The organism is Vibrio sp. RW, assembly GCF_027587105.1.
Lineage (GTDB): Bacteria > Pseudomonadota > Gammaproteobacteria > Enterobacterales > Vibrionaceae > Vibrio > Vibrio toranzoniae.
Window position 1 is genome coordinate 236258 of sequence record NZ_JAPPTM010000004.1, and the last position, 19862, is coordinate 256119.

Here is a 19862-nt window from a genome sequence, read left to right on the forward strand (position 1 = left end):
AACTAAATGTTAGATAATGGGTTCTTACTTGTTGGATCCTATAATGGAACTAACCTTAAAGAAGAACACTGACACTTAGCTAAAAATTGAAAAAAATAAAAGGTTCAACGGGAAATTATAGTGATTCAATCAAAAAAACAAGTTTTGTATAGGTAATTTGAGTGTGATTATTGTTAGATATTTGATCCGCGAGACAATCAAGAGCCAATTTGCGATCTTTTTTGTTCTCTTTCTCGTGTTTCTCAGCCAAAAATTCATCAGTGTTTTAGCGGACGCCTCTGATGGTGATATTCCTGCGAGCCTCATATTGTCGATCGTTGGCCTAAATATGCCAGCGATGGGCTTACTGATGCTTCCACTCAGTATCTATATTGGTATTTTACTTACTTTTGGGCGTCTTTACGCTGAAAGTGAAATAGTCGTAATGAACGCCACGGGTATTGGTAATAAATTTCTTATCCAATCTGCGCTTTATTTGGCTTTGATTACTGCATCGGTTGCCGCTTTTAACTCATTTTGGTTATCTCCTTGGTCACAAGATAAAGTTGAACAAATGTATGAAGAAGTGGCTGCAGAGAACAGCGTTGATTTGCTGCCAAAAGGTAAGTTTGAAGGTACGCCGGATGGTTCTTCTGTCGTTTTTATTGATGATATCGACGGTAATAAGTTAAAAAATGTGTTTGTTGCTCAAATGCGCCCACGTGATTCTGTACTGCCGAGCGTGATGTTCTCTAAATCAGGCGATGTCAAAGAGCTTAGTGATGGTCGCCAAGTTATTGTGATGTACGATGGCACTCGACATGAAGGTGTTCCAACACGTCTTGACTATATGGTGACGCACTTTGAGGAGTACGAAGGCCTAATTGGCCAACGTGAAGTCGAGAAAAAAGGTCGAGATTGGGAAGCGATTCCTACGCTTGAACTGATTGGTAATCCAGAAAACAGTGCGAAAGCAGAATTACAATGGCGAATTTCATTGGTGCTTTGCATTCCATTGTTGACCATGCTTGTTGTGCCACTGTCTGCGGTGAACCCTCGACAAGGTCGTTTCGCTAAAATTGGCCCAGCCATTCTAATTTACCTAACTTATTTCTTAGCAATTAGTGCAACCAAATCTTCGATTGAAGAGGGGAGTATCCCTGCGGTAGTCGGCATGTGGCCAATTAATGCGTTATTGTTATTTGTCGCAATTGGTGCAAACTTTATGGATAGTGTGCCAATAAGGCGTTTGAAAGAAAAATTCAAGAATAAAAGGTTAGCTTAAGCCGTGTTTAAGATTCTCGATTTATATATAGGCAGAACCATCATCGCAACGACGTCGCTGGTATTGGTGACGTTTGTTGGTCTCTCTGGGATTATCAAGTATGTAGAGCAGCTGAGAAAGGTTGGTCGTGGTACCTATGATTTATTACAAGCGCTGTATTTCGTTCTATTGAGTGTTCCTCGTGATATAGAAATGTTCTTTCCAATGGCGGCATTACTTGGTGCATTGATTGGATTAGGTATGCTTGCTGCAAGTTCTGAATTAGTGGTGATGCAGGCTGCGGGTTTCTCTAAGTTAGATATTGGCTTATCAGTACTCAAGACCGCGATTCCACTAATGGTTGTCGTGACTCTTCTTGGTCAATGGGGAGCGCCTCAAGCACAAAAAATGGCTCGCGACTTAAGAACTATATCGATTGCGGGTGGTAATATTATTTCCACTCAAAGCGGGGTATGGGCGCGTGATGCCAATGACTTTATATTTGTTGTCAAAATTGACGATGAAAAGCTATATGGTTTGAACATGTGGCGCTTTGATGAAAACAAAGCACTTAAGACGGCGATATATTCTGAAGAGGTCGATTACGTTGGAGACAACGTTTGGACAATGAACGATGTCGAGATCACATCTTTCGAAAATGAGCTCCAGATTACCAAAGAAAGCCTCCCTACATATTCATGGAAGACATCTCTTGCCCCAGATAAACTTGCGATTGTTACGGTTAAGCCTGAAGAGCTATCTTTAAGTGGGTTGTATGATTATGTATCTTATCTGAAGGCGTCAGAGCAAGATGCGTCACGCTATGAACTGGCGTTATGGCGAAAGATAACTCAGCCTATTTCGATAGCGGTTATGATGTTGATGGCATTGTCGTTTATCTTTGGCCCTCTACGTAGTGTGACCATGGGGGCTAGGATTCTTTCTGGTGTTATCGCTGGTTTTACTTTCTATATATCCAGTGAGTTTTTTGGTCCTGTGAGTTTGGTTTATCAAATTCCCCCCGCTTTTGGTGCGCTAGCCCCGAGTGTAGTATTCCTCGGAATAGCAGTCATGCTCTTGAGGCGGAAACTGTAAATAGAAAAAAGGAAGGTATAACGCCTTCCTTTTTTGATCTTGATTAGAGCTAACTTAAATCACGCTATCGTGCTTGTGGTAACACAACGACTTCGGTCTTTGCCCAGATATCGTGAAAACCACGCTTTTGTGGATCGAATGGAACACATAGGTTCGCTAATCCAAAACCTGAAGTGCCTAAACGAATCAGCGCCTGAGTTACTGTAATAGCTGAACCGTCTTTGTTTTGAACGCGTAGCTTCCAGGCTCTCATTCCCAGAGTTTGTCCTGCTCTTGTCCAGAAGAACACAAAGAAGTAAACCCAAACCACGACTAAGTAAAAAGTATACGCTGGGCTCCAAATCGGATGGTTTGTTAAGAAGTCACTAACATCTGCATATCCGCTATGGTTAAAAATACCAAGAGCCATTAGAGCGTGCAGCAGAGCGACAATAACGCCAGCTGCCAACATTTCAATAGCGATTACGATAAGAGCGTCATAGAACAAGGCACCAAATCGGCGCATTACTCCTGCTGGTGGCAGAGTGTTTGTTGATGTCATGGTGTTATTACTTCTTCAAAAATTGAGGCGTCAGAATATAGTTTAAGGCTTAGCGTGAAAAGAGACATAACGCACAGCTTATGACTTAGTGGCGAAATTATCGGCAAACACACATGAATTCAAGTTTTTATACTTGCCACATCAGTTCGCATACGTATAATGCCAAGCATCGAAAGGGCAACGCCTCAAGATAATGCCGGTATGGTGAAATTGGTATACACGACGGATTCAAAAATTTCCTTAGTTACTAATTTATAAAGAATTTTATGAAAAGCCTCGATTTTTATCGAGGCTTTTCTGCTTTCAGAATATGCAAAAATACAACCTCTATCACATTTCAAAATATCCCTTCTTAATTTCTTTTATCTCTTCTTTACTGACAACTTCCTGTCCAACTTAAACATAGAACAGCAAAACCAGAACCTAAGCTTTACTGGTCACTGCGGTCAAAGCAGTAAACCGAAAAGCGTTACTGTGTTTCTAATTTAAAATATCTTCAAAGCTTGATGGTTAGATGCTCAAGACAGCAAAACCGAAAAGGTACTGTCACGCTACTGTCTAGTTTTGGATTAAGTGAAATCATATTTGCAATCATATATGATTATATCTATAGTTGTTTTAATCATAGATTGGAGGTGAGCATGCAGATAGAAATTAGCGACAGTACATACAACAGACTAGAGAAGTTAGCTGAAGGTTTTGATACTCCAGATACAGTGATATCAAGACTACTGGACTCTGTTGAAGGAACTGTAGAATCGAAACCAGAAATTGTTCTTTGCCCTAGTGATGAAGAGCACTTTAAGCGACTGCTTTTACGCGATCAATTAGCAGAAGTAGCAATCTATAAATCAGATATGTCTAGGGAAGTCTCTCAGTGGGTTGCCAAAAGGTTTACCGAATCCTCTAACCTAAAAGCAAACTTGTGGTCTGGTTATCTTCGAGACTGGAAGAAAAAAGGTATCACCAAAATTGAACTGTCGATTTACCCTAAACCAACCGTCATGGACGATGCTGTTGAGCTTGAAAGGGATAAGAAACTCGCATTAACACTTGGATTAACATTTGCCGAAATGAGAGAGCTAGATGGGGATTACGAAATAGATACAAATGAGAGCAATGATGGGCTAGTTTACGAATATATTGTGCGCTTTCATGATGGTTGTGACTCCAGAATTTTGGATAAGATTGATGGGCTTGAGAATAATTGGGTAGCTGTCCCAAGCCATACATTCGAGTAAATATTGCACAATCAAACATATATAAATACCTCGGTTAACCACTGAGGTATTCACATGAGTAAACTATTCAAATTTACCCCAACCAAACTTAACAACATTCCACCCCACGATAGACACTCTAAATCCACCAACAATGAAGTCTCTGATACCGAAGTGCAGGGTTTGAAATTGCTTATTGGTAAATCTGGTAAGAAGCGCTTCCTACTACGGTTTATATCGCCAATCTCAAAGAAAAAATCCAGCATTGCACTCGGTCAATGGCCTGATATCGATTTACCCACGGTTCGAAACAAAGCTCGTAAGTTAAAGGTACAAATCGCCGATGGTATCGACCCTAAACTTGAAAGAGATAAGCAGGTTGAAACCCAAGTTCCGACCTTGTACGACTTCTTTCACGATACCTTTATTGTTTCTAAGAGAAGTAAAGGTAAGAAAACGTGGCGTGATGATATTGCGAGGTTTGAGCACTGGAAGCACCTACATACGAAGCCTATCGATAAGATAACTGGCGTCCATCTTCATCAAGTTCAAGCAAAGCTATTAGCAACAGAGTATCGCCCCGGTAAGAAGTACGCAGCAGCCACGGTCGATCGTACTATTGCCTTGATGAAAACAATCCTAAAGGAAGCATACCGCCTTTTAGACATACCCTACATTGGCGATAAGGTGTCGCTTATCAATCCAGATAACATGAGGACTCGCTACTTAACCATGGAAGAAACAGCAGCAGTGATACGTACATCACGAGATTACTATTGTCGTGTGACTGGAAACTTCATAGCGCTTCTGTTTCTTACCGGATGTAGGGACTCTGAACTTCGAACCCGAAAGTGGAAAGATATCAGCCTCATTGATAAAACCATGTTCGTTCCTGATACCAAGAACGGATCTAGTATGACGGTGCCGCTGACGCCATTTATGGTCGAACTGTTCCGGGAACTATTAAACATGAGACAAAAAGGCAATCCATACGTCTTCTTTGGTCGAAAGGAGAGAAGCTACATATCACAACCGCGCAATGCTTTTACGCGTATCAAAGAGAGGGCAGGGATCAAGAACCCTCATGAAGTTTGTTTTCATGTGGCACGTCATAGCTTTGCTACAAATTTAATCGAGAATGGTGTTGATGTGCTGACTGTACAGCGTTTAATGAACCACAAGGATTTAAGCAGCACTCAGAGGTATGTTAAGCATTCTAAGGAAAAGCTGCTCAACAGCTCGGACACTTTGTCTTCGGTATTGAAAGAACAGGCTCCAAGGCTGGCACACCGCATCAGTTAAATAGTTTTAACCTAAAAATCAAACATATATAAAAATTACATATATGCCCCTACTGGCTCTCGCTAGTAGGGGCTTTTTCGTATCTGCAATAAGGGAAAATACATGCAAGTAATAAAAACTTTTACGGAATTGATGGGCTTGAATTTGCCTAGCTCTGATAAGGCTAATCTCATGACACATTTAACTGAAGTAACAGATGGCGATTTGAATGAGTTGGAGAAAAGTTGGGACGAAATAGGCATCACTCTGATTTTGTTCGATGAGAGCGATACCAATCAAGACCTCGATGATATGGATGAACAGACCAAGTACCTGATTGATTTCGTCACTAATCACCCAGAGTACGTGCTGCTTATCGGCTCTATGGTCATAGCGTTAGGTGTACTTAACGACTATGGCTCGGGTTGTTACCTAACCGGATACACCAGCACTCAGCTCCATCCAATTCAGACGCTATTGACCCAGGTTGATAGCTAGTCGTCACTCACGCAGCAATATTTCACATTATTACCGACAGGAGAATATCTATGAACCAACACAAAGTAGACCCAGACTTTCCTAATGCTGACACTCAAGACGAGCAACGCCAAGAGATTAATCATTTCGAACAAATCGTATTAACAGGTGCAGCATCGAAACTAGCAGGGACTGGCAAGGTCTTGTACGAAGTGGCGTTGCATAATGAAGAAAAGCAACTCTACTTCAGGATTGCAGGGCAGGAAGGTGGCGCAGGACTTCATTCAAAAGAGTGGCTATCCGTTACAGCCATGCTTGAACTGATAGAAGCGCAGAAAGATAAACCATGGAAAAGTCAGCTGTACAAGCAGTTGTTTAATGGAGGCTCAGCAAACAACCATTCGTTCTGTTCCGTGATAATTAGGGACTTAGGTTTAGCATCAAAGACGGATTCATCTCGCTACTTACATGTACTTTCAACAGACTTCGAAGATAAGAAAAGTGCATTACTGGCACTCGCCAAATCTCAAACCACATCTAAGAAAAAATAACCCTACCAGACAGTAAGGCGACAGAAGAAATTTGCTGGGGCGATGAGTCGTAACCTGTTTACTTCATCAGGTGATTACCACCAATGAACGATGAGTAATACGGTCATCACTGATATCACTACTCGACGGATTTCAAATTTCTTGAGTTATCACTGGAAGAGTTAATGACGAGATCAGAATACTCACCTCGAACCAAGCCATTTCCCAGTTTTCATACCTCGCACTACACAAGAGTGTATCCATAACAAACTAAAAGAGAATTTATTATGAAACTATGCTTTTCAAAGAATAAGCTGACTTTACCTGTCAGTGTCGATCTTCAAGATACTTTAAACCGAGTGATCACCGATTCAGGTAAATGGACACCCATGATCCAATCGGTCGTGATTAGCTTCCGAGATTCGAGCTATAGCTCTGAGAACGGTGGATACCACCCTATTGAGATTTCCATTAGTAGACTTGGTGACCAATGGGTTTTCGACTACATCACTGACTTTAGTTACTGTGGATTGATGCCTGAACTTGAGAAAGAAATCGACTTTGATTTTGGTCATGGTGTGGCTTTCATTCGATACATGGGTGAAGTTCCCATTACTGAATCCAGTGTCGCTGAGTTCTATTCGATGTGGGAAACCAACTTTCTAAGCTACATCGGAATGGACTGCTTTGATGAGATAAAAGTCACGGTGGATTAGTCCATCACTAACGAATCAAGTTGAAAGCACCATGTATGCACCATAAAATCCGCCTCTCACTTCCTAGTGAAACCAAGGCTTCCTATTGCTCCATGTAACTCATGGTGTGATGGGAAGCCTTTTTCATTGGGGTAACGTTCTACAACGGATTACTTAAACGTTGCCGTCGGGATTTAGAGTGGACGAAGTTGCTGGACTGTAATGGACGGTGGAAACACAAAGGAAGGGAGACTAAATTTTAACGAGTTTGGTTAGCTTGCACTGGTGTTTTGTTATTAAAGACTCCCATTGCTATCTGGAAGCAATGGGAACGAGTGTTTAGGTTTAGCCTGCTAGTTCAATCAGGGCTTGTTGAGCTTGTTGCTCTTTACTGTCAAGGCTTGATGGAAGAGCGTAACTCTTAATGTTCGGTAGTGAGTTCAAGTACTTGAAAAAACCTTGAGTTGTCATAGGTTGCACTGCTTTAAAGTGTTCCTCTTCATCATCACCAAATGAAAACTCTGAGCAGTACATTACAAGATCTTCTTTCTCGTAAATCAGAGCGATAGAGCGAGAGTCTTCAAAATCACTATACGCTTTGAACTCTAAGTGTAGAACTTCTTGACCCTCAACGTTCGATAGGAACTCTGCTCCAGCTTCAATCGTGTAGTGGTCAGCGTCGACTGACATTGTCATTATAGATACAACGGCTTCATGGCTATGAGCCGCAGCAGCACATCGAGCGATTTTTTCACTAGCACAACCATTTAGTAGCCAATCTTCTTTGTTGAATTGAGTCATTATTGTCATTTCCTAACTTACCAATTTAATAAGCTACTGTAATGGGTGTTAATCTACTGATTTTCAAGGGTTATAATTTGTTTGGTAGATATTTATTACTGCATGGCAATGTTCTTTTGAGTCTTATGGTCAGATAAGCTCCCATTGCTATGTCGAAGCAATGGGAGTGAATGTTTACATCTAGGTGTGACAACTTGGCCATTTTCACTTTTGGTACGAGAAACAAGGTCAGAACGGGCGTTTTACCACGACACCGAGATAAGCATTGATTGGAATAGAAACTTGCCTTTATAAGCTCAATGACAAGTTTAATCCATTAAAACCACTCTCGCTAAAACAACCAAGTTATCTGGCTCAAGAGAACCACCACAGCCACATTGGTAATATCGACGATAAACAAATATGGGCTGAATTCAGTGATTTGGAGTAGTGTTCTAGCATCAGTTCTCATAGTAATTCCCCTATATAATAACCTGCTCAAAGCGCAGTTATTTATTAGTTAGTCACCGTTCGCTGAAAAACAGCATCGTTTTGAGCCTTCCCTTAACTGGTATCGGTTCGAAGTTTGGTAAAATACTCCAGTTCCCATATCTAACATCGAAAGTTTAAAAAGCGCTGCATAGTGGTTTCTTTATGATATGGAGTGACTACAACAGAGAGCAGAAACAACATTATGTCTTGGTGGTTGCATTTCATCTCAACGAACCATCAACAAACCCAACGACGTACTTCAATCTACTCTGTGTCTTCTACTTGGTTGAGTCTAGATAAACTTGGAGTTCTTGCTTCAACAAATAACGTATCCAATCAGGTGAGAGCACCTCTGCATGAGGTAGCCACGTTTTAAGTTGGCGTATTAACTCTGGAATATTCTTGGTTTGGTGACTAATGAACACATCCCCCGAATCTAGTTCTTTCAACACTCTGAACTTATCGGCATTACCTTCATTTAAGAATGCTTCTACCCCCTTAACGCTCATCTGTATAAGAACTTCAACGGGATTGGGGCGTTCATCTTCATATCCACAACCAGTCAGCTTCTGCTCAACGCTAGGGTCGGGAGAGTATTTATCCTCGTAACGCACTAACTCACGAATCTTAGCCACTCTGAGTGACTCTAGGCGGTTTCTGTGTGTCCCGACAATGAACCACAATCCGCGTTCATTCAACAGTTTGTAGCTGTGGAACTCATCGTAGGTTTTCCCTTCATGGCTAAAGCTAATCACGTTTCGTCGTTGTATCGATTCGATAAGTTTCTCGAACACTGAAGCACATTCACTAATGTCCTCGACTTGTGGGTTCTTGAAGAGAAAGGGTGGTGTGGTTTTGTTGTTCAATACGCCATTGCTTAGATAGTGCTTACCCGAAAACAAAGTATCGAACCCCATGTTTAACAGCAGGAGAGATAGCTCATTATTGGTCTGTCTGCCTAAGAACTTAGGGTCTAACGAGTAGCAAGCACCATCACGTTGTATAGGTAGGTAGTTCAACCGTTCATTGAAGTCACGATTTAACGTCCTCCTTGCTACTCCAAATTCACGACTTAAATCATCTAGATGTAACTTCTCACCCGTATTCAAACGGGTCAGGATGATGCCAAGTCGTTTCGCTAGTTTGTCATGCTCTTTCATTCTACGCATTGTAGATAGGTCGCTCGTCAGGTGGTGTCGTGGTCGGAAAGAACCTGATTATTTCTAGCTAATTTTCATAAAGTTACTGATATTGCTATAGCTTTCATTAGTTAGCTCAAGGTATGCCTTACAAGGCATTCATCAATCATTTCAATATTTCTACACCTGAGCGACACACCCTGTCGTTCACCCTCTTTAAACTAATCATCAATCACGTTAACGCCGTCTCTTATAAGCGGCGTCATTACGTATTTAAGGAAAACAAAAATGAAAAAATCAATCATCCTGCTAGGTCTAACTTCACTATTCGCATCTTCGGTATTCGCAGGTGGCACGTTCGGCGGTAATCCGGGCGATATCTCTAAAATGAAAGAACTGCTAGAGCCACAATGGAATGGTAAAGCAGGCATTCAGAACACATCGTCTTACGGTGTCATTGTGCAGTGGAAAGCCGATGTCTGCGGAACAATGAATGGTCATGTCACTGATGTAACTCAATGCGCCCCTGACACCCCGAAAGGTAAAGCACAATAAGTTTTGTTGCGGAGCTTGGCTCTCGATATCTCAGTTTCGAAATTGGAACTCTCTAGGCTGAGGTATCAATGAGCTCCGCAACACCCAATAAACCAACAAGAAGGAGCCTTTACATGGCGATTAAATCGATTACAAAGTTAGTAACTACTTGTCCAGCATGCGGTGAGCGTGCATATGATGATGGTAGCTGTCAGGTGTGTGGTCACTCTCACTAAAGCTGTATTGGTAAAAATCTAAGGGGGCGTATTCTTAATTGAGTACGTCCCTTTTTTCATATCTATAGGAAAGGAGTAAGTACGTGGATAAAGACAACTATTCTGAACCACAAAAAGGATCAGAGACTCTATCTAAAAGTAGGAAGGAATTAGGATTTAAAGCTGCTCAGCTTGGTGGTGCTATAGGCCTTCGATTTGGTGGGCCGTATGGAATGTTAATTGGGACAATCTGCGGATTTTCAGCAGGAATTTTGATTGATGAGGTACTGGAGGACTAGAAAGGGTTGAGGTGTTAACGTCTTGGTTAACAGTTAACACCTCGATGTAGGCAATCATCGGCAATAAATCTGGGTAAGGTCTGGTCAATAATACGGGCATATTTTTTTCTTTTTAGAACATGTTACGTCCCATTACCTCATTGATGGTTTCTTGAAGTTTCTGGGTCGTTTCCTTGTACCCAAATGAGTTGCGCTTAGGCTCATAGGAGTGATATAGGTTATCGGGTAGCTTACGGAGAATCATACCTAACCGTGGGATTTTACCGTGTAGAGATTCGACTTTTTCAGCTGCACGTTGTACTTCATTCTTTCGCTTGATACGTGGTTGATTACCTTTATTACAATCCTTTAAAAACGTATCTACTAGTCGTTTATAACGTATCGGTGTTTTAGGTTTCATGAGTCATACTCCAGAGTTTATTAAGGGCTAATCTGAGCAACATTAAGCTGCTTGGTTATAGAAATTCCAGTTTGGCTTGTAACGGCGAGATGGGGTTTTACTCTCAGTCGCTTTGTGCATTTCTTGGATAATTAAATGTTGCATATCCAAATCATCACAAGGGATGAAAGACAAAATACGGTTGTGTTGGGTACGGAGAATGACACCGCTGTATTTAGAGCTTTGATGTTGTTCGTAACCCAATATAGAGTTCTTACGTACCCAGCTACCCGTTGGAAGGGTTATCCAGTAGTTAGCATCACGAATGCAGAGCTTTTCCAACTCAGAATGCAAGGCTTCGAGCTTTTTCTCACTCTTTTCATCTTTAAGTTTTAAGTGGGCTAACTGCTTCCCGTTTCCTGCTCTGACACTAACGTGGTTTTTGTTCTTGTTGATTGATGCTATGAGACTCGATGACACCTGTAACTTGTCACTGAATACAGTCATTGTGCTCTTTTTTCCTTCGGTTGCCATGAATGCTCTCCTTAATAGGTGATAGAAAAACCGAAAACGGCATAATGTCGTTTCGGTAACAAGTTATGCAGCTTCAAAGGGGGATTGACCTTCTAACTGTTGGCGTAACTTATCGTTCTCGTCTTCTAGTTCTTTCAAGCGAGATTCCATTTCAGTCAATTTATTCAGAAGGTCATTACTTTCAGATTGATTAGCTCTTTCTTTCTCAACTTTTAACTGAGTTGCAAAGTCTTTCAACATTGCATTGATGGTGTCAGAATTAACATCGGGGTGTTGTTCTAGATGTTGTTTAATTCGCTCACGTAAAGGGGCATAACGTTTACTCGATAGCTTGTAAATGTTGGTAAATCCCACTTTGCGGCATTCTTCCAACGTTCCAAAATCAGATAAACCTGTCCAACGCGTTAACGTGCGTTTATCAACCGTACGTCTACCGTTGCCGATAATATTTTCATCACGCCATTTACCGAACTTATTCTTGTTCCCTTGGAAGAACTGTCTAGCTTCATGCATTGCAGCACCAATATCGTACTGAGCTTGTTCACACTGTTCTTTATCAACAACACGAGCAGCTCCAGCGTTCGACAAATCGTTAACTACTGCATCAGCTAATTCTTTTAGACGGCTATCGGTGGGCTCTACGGCTTTATTTTTATCAGTCATTTTCTTTACTCCAGATTAGAAAGAGCTCCATTTAAACTTCTTTTACCCATGTAGTCAAATGATAAATTTCATATAATTCAGGTACTTATGTTTGTTTTTGAATGTTTCTAGAGAAAGAGCGGGAAGTGGATTACAAGGGGGCGCATGAGCGTTTAAAAGGTGTTTAAAGAGGGGATTACCGGTTTGCTTGTCACTTAAAAGGCAGATTTAATCCCTCGGTAGAATCGGTTTAAGAGTCTGTTAGGTATGTGTCGGTATGTTTTTTGAATAGGAAAATCCAAGGTTCTTTATGTTTTATTTCTGTGATTTAGATCTCATTCGTGAGGTTGGTCATTAATAGACAGTTAGTTACCTGTTTGCCATTGATAGTGTCAAAAATCACGATAGACTAACTCAGCGTGAATTGAATAATTTCATTTAAATCATAGTATTAGGAAAGAAAATGGATGTTGCATCTTGATAGTGTAATTAGGTCACGCAATTCACCGCTGATTACATCAGTAATCTCACCACGAAATCGTAAACCTAATCTCCTATCAAGACACAACATCCATCAATAGGTTGTTTTTTCTTTAAAGTCAGCAGTTTAAACAATTACACCTTAGCGATAACCACTGCTTTTTCTGCTATCTATAACCACTATCACGAGTCCTTCAGCATCATTTTAACTTCATCCAGCTCGTCTTTATGGAAAAAGTGTTCTATCTCCATGTCAGGGAACGTCTCAATTAACCAATGTAATAGCGGTATGAGTCTTGGGGTTGCAGCGAGTACATTAGGACGGAAAGCTGCCTGTCGTGAATTACTGATAGCGTTCGGAGCGATTTCAAATCCTGCATTGTTAAACAGTTCGGTAAGTTGTTTGAGGGTGAGTTTCTTGCCCTTAATGGTTTTGGTGAGTCCGTAGCTCTCTTTAGATAGTGCTCTCAATGCAAGCTTGAGTAAGACACCGTGTGAACCATCTTCTTCATATTTAATGTGTGAGCCTTTAAGTAGTGGCTTCGTCTTGCTGTAGTCGATCCAGTCTTCCCAATCGCTCATATTTTTAAGGCAGTTAGTACGTCTCCACCCATCGAACAATGCGCGAGTCTCTTGTCCCTCTTGCTCGTTCTTCCAAGGTACGGTTTCGAAATAGATATGCTCGACGATGTGACCTTTTGGATGGCGGATTTTGGTCATGCGAGGATTTACGGGTTTACGCTTAAAGTCGAACTCTAAGTTGAGTGTCTTTTCTCGTTGGATTTCTATCAGATCCATATCCTTGAGATACATATCGCGTGGAGAGATCAACGAGTTGTTAGGGATCTTCTGTCCGGGATAGCGATCTAAGAACAGTTCGACCATATAAGCATTTTCTTTTTCAGGTGATACTAATGCAGCTTCTGGTGGTTTGACTCCTGCTTTTGCGATTACAGGTTCTGTTTCACCGTGTTCACCTGTTAGTTGACCACGGGTTTTCATGGCGATGATCTGTTTTGTATGGTGTTTTAGTTTGATCATCTTTCCGTCACCCGTTTGCTCACAGATTTTGCTGAATCGTTTGCTGATGGTTCCTGAAACGTGGAGCTGTTCTTCAGTACAGTCTACGAGGTATCCATCTGTTGTGGCACTAATCACCGTTGCAGCACTGTGATTACCTTTATCATTCTGCGTCGATAACCCTGCTAATTGCTCTGAGAGAACGGCTCTGACAAAGCCTGTCGCATGTGCTGCAAAATATGGATTGGTGATAGGAGAATGAGGTATGTTTTTACTTAATCCATCTGATGAGTTGAAGCCCCGCTTTCCCTTCAGCCCTTGCCCTAACTTACCGTACGCTGTATTTCCGATCTCTTTCCAAAGCTTCTGTCTAAATGTATCGTTCTCATCGGTGTACTTTTGTCTTTGCTCTCTGATGAGTTCAGTGAAGCCTTTAAAGAGTGGTTCTTTATCTTCAATCCATGGAACAATAACCCCGAACTGAATTTCAATATCACATCCCATGTTATGTGCGACTTCAATTTCGGGAGCTGTACAGTAAGAGTAACCTTCTAGTGGATAATATAATCCATAGAGTTCAGTTCTTACTGGAAGGGATGGAAACTTCGTAGTGTCTTTATTGAAGCTGAACTTAACATAAGCAAACCCCATCTTGTGACCAAGATAATCCTTGATGTCTGTTGAGGTGAAGCTTCTCTCAAACGAAACGGGTTTAATGTCCATTAACGCATTGACGTATGCCGTAGCCAAGTCGAAATCGTTGTAATTACTTAAGTTTGCGCCACCAAACACGTAACATTCGTTTCTGCCACCATGAAAACAATCGATAGCCAGCTGTTCGAAGACGCGACGACCAGCTGTAATAACAGTTTCTTTCTTCTGCATTACTCGACCTTTAGTTTGATTCCAATATTGAATCGTTTTGGTCTCCATACCGAGTGCTTGGTTTAATGCGTCTTTATCACCTGTGAGTGCTTTGAAGAGTGATACTGAGAAGTTACCTAGTGTTGATGGTAGATGTTTAAATTGAAGTTTATCTAACCGTTCTTCTGGAACTTTATCTTTGAGTGATGCTTTGATGTCTTCGAGGGCGAAATGTTGCATCTCTAATCCGTATTTAACTGTTATTTCGGCATCTCTTAGGGCATAGCGGAGGAAGAGTGGTTCATCTGAAACTAACAGTTCATCCATTCGGTCTTTACGGTAAGGCTCTGGGATTACTTCTTTAGGTATATGAATCAGCTCCCCTATTCTATCAAGTCCACTTTGCCCCGGACTGAGTAGTAATGTATCTACAAAGCGCACGCTACTCTCACGTTTCTTACCATGCTTGTCTGTAAAATGAATAGGTTCTGAAGCCTGTTTTGTTCTGCCTACTGCGTCTAAATCGATGCCGTATGCGCCACGGGTTGACGCGACGGTGCCTCTAATGACCTCCAGTTTTGCTTTTTGGCTGGTATCCCAGAACGCTTCGAAGGACACCATATCTGCTCTGAGGTAATGTGCGTAGATATAGGTGTCTTTAGGCCAGCCTTTAATGAATCCACGACCGATAGCAGCTTGAAGTGTCTCAACTAAAAATTCTTCAAACTTCTTACGGGGTTTCTTAACTTTGTTGATGGCTTTGAGTTCATCTTCACGACTCTTGTTTGCTGCTCTAGATTTCTTAATTACCTCAGTAACAGGGGTCAGTATCACATCGCTCATGTGGTGCTCACCTGCGATTAGGTAATACTGATAGGACAGAATGTCGTTTCGGTTTTCTTCTTCGTTGTAGACATATTCGCTGTCTATACCAATGTGAACGGCTTCATCATTACCTTTGAGTGCTTGCCACGGTGATTGTTTTTCATTCTCGAAGTAGATGTCGAGCTCTTCATCTACCTCGTCGCTAGAATATTGGTTGGTTTGCTCTTGCTCTAGAAACTCGTCAAGTTCAATGTCGGTTGATTCTGTGGTCTGGTCGGTGGTTTCTGCTTGGAAGTATTCGTCGAGTTCTTTATCTATGACTTCAATATGGTTAGATTTATTTTTCTGACTCATCGTTATTCTCTTATGGCCAAGTGTTTTATAAGTATCTGAAGTGTCAGTCTTTATACCACAGTGTAAATCTGGTGTTGAATGTAACTTCGAGTAGGCTTGGTGTTTGAGTGTCGTGGCTATGTGAGGTGAATGAGTGGTAGTGCGATGATTTTAGAGTTTCCGAAGTTGGGTATGGGAAGTTGGAATCTGGGCTAAGGTGGAAACTCTTGGCTGATATGGGAACTTTGAAAACGATGCTGTTTTTCGTCGAACGTAACTAAACTAATAAATAATTCTGGTAAGAGGTTGAATATTAATGCTAATTAGCATAGCAGTGAGTGCTGGGTGGTTGAGTCTGAAAGTCCTAGGAACCTATGTGAGTTATGAATGACCTAATCTCTGAGTGGGATTAGGTAACATCAGTTAACTGTGGAGCTATTGGTCAATCTATTATTCTCACTAGCTATTATTTGTGATTTAATGCATTCAAATGCTTATTGGTAGAGAGTTAAATGGCACGGCGTAAAGATGGGATCATATGGCACTTAATGGACGCCCCATGGTGGCTTAGTGTGTTGCTAGCTGGTGTTATATACCTAGGGCTCTCATATCTATTACCTAGCTTAGCGGCTAGCAGTGATAATTTTATCTTTAACGCTATTGCTCCCAACCTTCCTTTGATAGCCCCTTATTTTACCTTTCTATTTTTACTCCCTGCGCCGATAGCATTCTTTAAACAGTACACAAGAAAGCAAAGTTATCTAACGACAAGTTCTCAAATTAAAGCTTGCAAGAACAATTCACCGTTGAAAGACTTAAGTTGGATTGAGTTTGAAAGCTACATCGGTGAATACTTTAAATTTCAAGGTTATGAGGTCAAACAATCTTTCTCTCAGAAGGCTGATGGTGGCGTTGATATTTGGCTGACGAAAGAAGGGGAGTTAAGTCTTGTACAATGTAAGCACTGGAAGATTCGTAAGGTTGGCGTACAAGTTCTAAGAGAAATGTACGGTGTCATGATCGCAAACAATGCCAGTAAGATGATTATTGTTACATCAGGCGACTTTACTTCAGAAGCAATTGCCTTTGCTGTTGATAAGCGCTTGTGGTTGGTTAATGGCAGTGAGCTGGTCCACATGGTCGAGGATGGACGAAGCTTTCTGAATAAACCCGTAATACCCAAACCTGAAAGAGCGTCGGCGGTTGAAGATAGAGTTTGCCCTAGCTGCCAGTCTAAGCTTGTGATGCGTGTTGCTAAAAGGGGAGTTAATTCGGGTAAGAGTTTTTATGGTTGCTCGACTTATCCGAAGTGTCGTTACACCTGTGATTGTTAATATATGTGCAAATTGTAATCGCAGGGATTAGGACAGAATTGCTTGGTGATTACGCTTTACCCAAAGTACTTTCTAACTCCAAAATGCCCCATTTCAATTCAGCGCAGATTTTCCTAACATTTTTACGATATCATCTTTGCCTAATTTATTGTAATGCGACAAACTAAATACACCCCCTAGATTTAGTATGAGCATGCATGCGTACAGTGCGAGTAAAAATAGAACAAAATGAAGATGGTGATCACTACTTCTTAATACCTGATGTGTTGCAGAAAGATTTATCTTGGAATGAAGGTGATTCAATAGAGTGGATTGATAATGGTGATGGAAGTTGGACTTTAAAGAAGCTTAGTCGGTTGGAATCATTAAAACTCAAAGCATTTGACGACCCAGATGTTAAAGCTGAGTATGACCGATTAAAAGATGACTCTGAGTTTGATCTTTAGCCAGTCAAGTCAAGCTATTCTGGTCGTAGTCAAACTACCAAACAACATGCTTCCCAAATGTACAATAGCCCGCTCCACAACTCATCTTAACGTACTTCTTCTCCTTTCTTTGTTGTAAATCCATCACGCAGGGTGCGTGATGAACTTACTTTTGCCCCATTGCAAGTCAGTTAGACTTTGCACCGATAAATTCGTTCCCATACTGGTCGATCATGCACGAATGACAGGGAGTACTCAAAACTCTCAGAAATGAGCAGGAACATTTCTTTTCTTGATGATCATCGCAATGCATATTTATGCTGGACGCTTAGGCGTATTATAGCCAGTGTTCGCTCCCCATTTCTTTGTATGCGTATTTCGGAGTGATTGCGATCGCCTGTTTCCAGAAATCAGTGATCGGATAATCCCAAAATGACTGTTTGGAATGCTCCGAAAAACGGATTTGTAAATGCTTGAATACTCGATTGTTGTATGCAACCCCAAGTTTGATTTTGTTGATATCCATCAACAGACGTTGTTCTTTTGAGAGAGCTATTAAAGTGGAGCACAATTAGAATCAGTTCTTTATTGGATCTATTCAGGCTTACATAGTTGAATTATTTTGTGGATGCCGATTATGTGTAAACGGCTGTCAAAAAGCGCGGATATTTGGTTGCGAGGATTTTACCCTATTGACTTTTTCTCATAATAGTCTACTCGTAATTACAAGGGCTGGAAAAGCTCATACAAGGCCAAAACAAAATGGCTGAAGTGATGTCAAGGTGGAGTCTTGAGCTTGCGAGAGAGGCACCTTGATGCTTCAACAGCCATTTGTATAATTTTGAGGATGAGCTTACCATTTCTTGATTGATTTTCTCGTCGCCGTTAATCCGCGCTTTTACACAGCCCGTTAACAATTATGAAATGAATCTTGGGGAAAAAAACTAAATACTGGGCCCTGATAGAGCCTAAATGTAATTGTACATTCGTTGTCTCACTTGATAACACTATAGTGGCTGTCTATTTCTGGAGTTCTACCTTCGACTCAAGTGAGGTAATTAATGCACTCAACCACAATCGAGACTATTCAGATTAGAAAGAATGCCACATTGCTTGACTGTTTTCTTGCCAGAGCAATTATTGCGTAACGATTGGAGTTGCTTGCGAAGGGTCTGCAAGTCATTGATGCGCTGTTCAACTTCGGTTACATGGTTGTCGATCATTATATTAATGTCATCACAATGCGCGTTAGGCGAGTCGTTTAGTTGTAATAGTTTACGAATATCTGAGATAGAAAGATCAAGGTTACGACAATGCTTGATAAACAGGACTCTTTCGATGGTACTCCTATCATAAAGGCGAAAGTTACCTTCACTGCGTGCCCATGTGCAGATAAGCCCTTCTTTGTCATAGTGGCGAATGGATTGGACTGTACAGTTAGTTTGCTTCGCGAGCTCTCCAATTTTCATATTTATTATCACCGTGCTTGACTCTATAGTTAGTATAGAGTTTAAACTGACAAAAAATTTCGCACAAGGACAATTATGACTAATCAATGTTGCGGGGGGTGTCAAAGCAAAAGTCCCTCTGAACAAGAAAGTTACACGCCTAATTTAGCTGATATGAATCTAAATATTAGTCACATCAGTGAATTTACAGTACCCAAGATGGATTGCCCAGCTGAAGAAAGTATGATCCGAATTGCGCTTGAACCAATTCAGCCAACGGTCATTCTAGATTTTGATACACCCAATCGTAATTTGACGGTTTATCATTCTGAGAATCTACAGGAGGTGGAATCACGTTTATCATCTGTTGGGTTGGGTGCTCGATTGAACGATACGAGGCCGATATCAGAAGACGAGTTGAATAAAGCTTCACTATCGGACTCAGAGGTGGACGCTTCGGAGTCGTTAGTACTCAAGAAATTACTCGCCATCAACGCTGTTATGTTCTTCGTTGAGATAATCGTTGGTTGGTGGGCTCAGTCTACTGGATTGATTGCTGACTCTCTCGATATGTTCGCTGATGCCGCAGTTTATGGGGTAGCATTGTACGCAGTGGGTCACAGTATAAGAATGAAAGTTCGTGCAGCTCATTTTGCCGGTTGGTTACAGTTAATTTTAGCCTTCGGGGCACTGTTCGAAGTCGGTAGACGCTTCTTATACGGTAGTGAACCCGTCTCAATGTTGATGATTGGTTTTGGTGTAGTTGCTTTGATTGCCAACACCACTTGTTTATTGTTGATTGCAAAGAAGAAAGACAGTGGGGCACACATGAAGGCAAGCTGGATATTTTCAGCCAATGATGTCATCGCAAATCTAGGTGTTATCTTGGCTGGTGCGTTGGTGGCGTTAACAGGATCGAGGTACCCCGATTTAGTCATTGGCTTGCTAGTAGGATTGCTTGTTTTAAATGGAGCCCGTAAAATACTTAAGCTGAAACATAGCTAAATAACCTACTATGAAGTTCTATTAATATGGGG

The 19862-nt window shown here is 41.2% G+C and carries 21 protein-coding genes; 12 read left to right on the plus strand and 9 right to left on the minus strand.

Features of this window, described 5'->3' with window-relative positions:
- Window positions 1-163 precede the first annotated feature (163 nt).
- Entirely contained in the window at window positions 164-1264 is a 1101-nt protein-coding gene (gene lptF, locus OCT63_RS05560; RefSeq protein WP_269983336.1) for an LPS export ABC transporter permease LptF, read from the plus strand.
- A gap of 3 nt (window positions 1265-1267) precedes the next feature.
- Entirely contained in the window at window positions 1268-2338 is a 1071-nt protein-coding gene (lptG, locus tag OCT63_RS05565) for an LPS export ABC transporter permease LptG (RefSeq protein WP_017055299.1), read from the plus strand.
- 64 nt (window positions 2339-2402) lie between these two features.
- On the opposite strand, the gene OCT63_RS05570 is transcribed toward lptG, so the two are convergent.
- On the minus strand, window positions 2403-2879 hold the full coding sequence (locus tag OCT63_RS05570) for an RDD family protein (protein WP_017055298.1): 477 nt from the start codon (window positions 2877-2879) through the stop codon (window positions 2403-2405).
- A gap of 641 nt (window positions 2880-3520) precedes the next feature.
- Here OCT63_RS05570 and OCT63_RS05575 point away from each other — a divergent pair.
- The 5 genes from OCT63_RS05575 (at window position 3521) to OCT63_RS05595 (ending at window position 7103) form a co-directional block, all read left to right on the plus strand.
- Window positions 3521-4120 (plus strand): hypothetical protein, encoded by a 600-nt coding sequence (locus tag OCT63_RS05575; RefSeq protein ID WP_161687935.1) that lies wholly within the window; start codon window positions 3521-3523, stop codon window positions 4118-4120.
- A gap of 54 nt (window positions 4121-4174) precedes the next feature.
- Entirely contained in the window at window positions 4175-5401 is a 1227-nt protein-coding gene (locus OCT63_RS05580) for a site-specific integrase (protein WP_161687937.1), read from the plus strand.
- Window positions 5402-5503: 102 nt separating this feature from the next.
- Window positions 5504-5878 carry a hypothetical protein gene (locus tag OCT63_RS05585; RefSeq protein WP_161687939.1) on the plus strand — a complete coding sequence of 125 codons (375 nt, stop codon included), beginning with the start codon at window positions 5504-5506 and terminating at the stop codon, window positions 5876-5878.
- A 50-nt stretch (window positions 5879-5928) separates the two neighbouring features.
- Window positions 5929-6408, plus strand: a complete 480-nt coding sequence (locus OCT63_RS05590; RefSeq protein WP_161687941.1) for a hypothetical protein — start codon at window positions 5929-5931, stop codon at window positions 6406-6408.
- Between the two features lie 266 nt (window positions 6409-6674).
- Window positions 6675-7103, plus strand: coding sequence for a DUF2787 family protein (locus tag OCT63_RS05595; protein ID WP_161687943.1), 429 nt, complete (start codon window positions 6675-6677; stop codon window positions 7101-7103).
- A gap of 324 nt (window positions 7104-7427) precedes the next feature.
- Here OCT63_RS05595 and OCT63_RS05600 read toward each other — a convergent pair whose 3' ends face one another.
- Window positions 7428-7883, minus strand: a complete 456-nt coding sequence (locus tag OCT63_RS05600) for a hypothetical protein (RefSeq protein ID WP_102516728.1) — start codon at window positions 7881-7883, stop codon at window positions 7428-7430.
- A gap of 749 nt (window positions 7884-8632) precedes the next feature.
- Window positions 8633-9514: a WYL domain-containing protein gene (locus OCT63_RS05605; protein WP_161688003.1), complete on the minus strand. Its 882-nt coding sequence runs from the start codon at window positions 9512-9514 to the stop codon at window positions 8633-8635.
- Window positions 9515-9781: 267 nt separating this feature from the next.
- Between OCT63_RS05605 and OCT63_RS05610 the strand changes: the two genes are divergently transcribed.
- Both OCT63_RS05610 and OCT63_RS05615 read left to right on the plus strand, forming a co-directional pair.
- Window positions 9782-10048 (plus strand): hypothetical protein, encoded by a 267-nt coding sequence (locus OCT63_RS05610; protein ID WP_016796240.1) that lies wholly within the window; start codon window positions 9782-9784, stop codon window positions 10046-10048.
- A 298-nt stretch (window positions 10049-10346) separates the two neighbouring features.
- The gene (locus tag OCT63_RS05615) at window positions 10347-10541 is read left to right on the plus strand and encodes a hypothetical protein (RefSeq protein WP_010434944.1); all 195 of its coding nucleotides are present in this window, start codon (window positions 10347-10349) and stop codon (window positions 10539-10541) included.
- Between the two features lie 112 nt (window positions 10542-10653).
- Here OCT63_RS05615 and OCT63_RS05620 read toward each other — a convergent pair whose 3' ends face one another.
- From OCT63_RS05620 to OCT63_RS05635, 4 genes are all read right to left on the minus strand, one after another.
- Window positions 10654-10941: a hypothetical protein gene (locus tag OCT63_RS05620; protein ID WP_161687945.1), complete on the minus strand. Its 288-nt coding sequence runs from the start codon at window positions 10939-10941 to the stop codon at window positions 10654-10656.
- Between the two features lie 42 nt (window positions 10942-10983).
- Window positions 10984-11454: a hypothetical protein gene (locus OCT63_RS05625; RefSeq protein WP_161687947.1), complete on the minus strand. Its 471-nt coding sequence runs from the start codon at window positions 11452-11454 to the stop codon at window positions 10984-10986.
- 63 nt (window positions 11455-11517) lie between these two features.
- A complete protein-coding gene (locus tag OCT63_RS05630) occupies window positions 11518-12117 on the minus strand; it encodes a hypothetical protein (RefSeq protein ID WP_161687949.1) in 600 nt (199 codons plus the stop codon).
- A gap of 642 nt (window positions 12118-12759) precedes the next feature.
- Window positions 12760-15639: a DNA-directed DNA polymerase gene (locus tag OCT63_RS05635; RefSeq protein ID WP_161687951.1), complete on the minus strand. Its 2880-nt coding sequence runs from the start codon at window positions 15637-15639 to the stop codon at window positions 12760-12762.
- Between the two features lie 491 nt (window positions 15640-16130).
- On the opposite strand from OCT63_RS05635, the gene OCT63_RS05640 reads away from it, so the two are divergent.
- Together OCT63_RS05640 and OCT63_RS05645 are read left to right on the plus strand one after the other, a co-directional pair.
- On the plus strand, window positions 16131-16952 hold the full coding sequence (locus OCT63_RS05640) for a restriction endonuclease (RefSeq protein ID WP_161687953.1): 822 nt from the start codon (window positions 16131-16133) through the stop codon (window positions 16950-16952).
- A 197-nt stretch (window positions 16953-17149) separates the two neighbouring features.
- On the plus strand, window positions 17150-17398 hold the full coding sequence (locus OCT63_RS05645; protein WP_161687955.1) for a hypothetical protein: 249 nt from the start codon (window positions 17150-17152) through the stop codon (window positions 17396-17398).
- A gap of 316 nt (window positions 17399-17714) precedes the next feature.
- On the opposite strand, the gene OCT63_RS05650 is transcribed toward OCT63_RS05645, so the two are convergent.
- The gene (locus tag OCT63_RS05650; RefSeq protein WP_161687957.1) at window positions 17715-17903 is read right to left on the minus strand and encodes a hypothetical protein; all 189 of its coding nucleotides are present in this window, start codon (window positions 17901-17903) and stop codon (window positions 17715-17717) included.
- Between the two features lie 541 nt (window positions 17904-18444).
- Window positions 18445-18846 carry a Cd(II)/Pb(II)-responsive transcriptional regulator gene (gene cadR, locus OCT63_RS05655; RefSeq protein WP_016796743.1) on the minus strand — a complete coding sequence of 134 codons (402 nt, stop codon included), beginning with the start codon at window positions 18844-18846 and terminating at the stop codon, window positions 18445-18447.
- 198 nt (window positions 18847-19044) lie between these two features.
- Between cadR and OCT63_RS05660 the strand changes: the two genes are divergently transcribed.
- A complete protein-coding gene (locus OCT63_RS05660) occupies window positions 19045-19830 on the plus strand; it encodes a cation transporter (RefSeq protein WP_237668690.1) in 786 nt (261 codons plus the stop codon).
- Window positions 19831-19862: the final 32 nt, after the last annotated feature.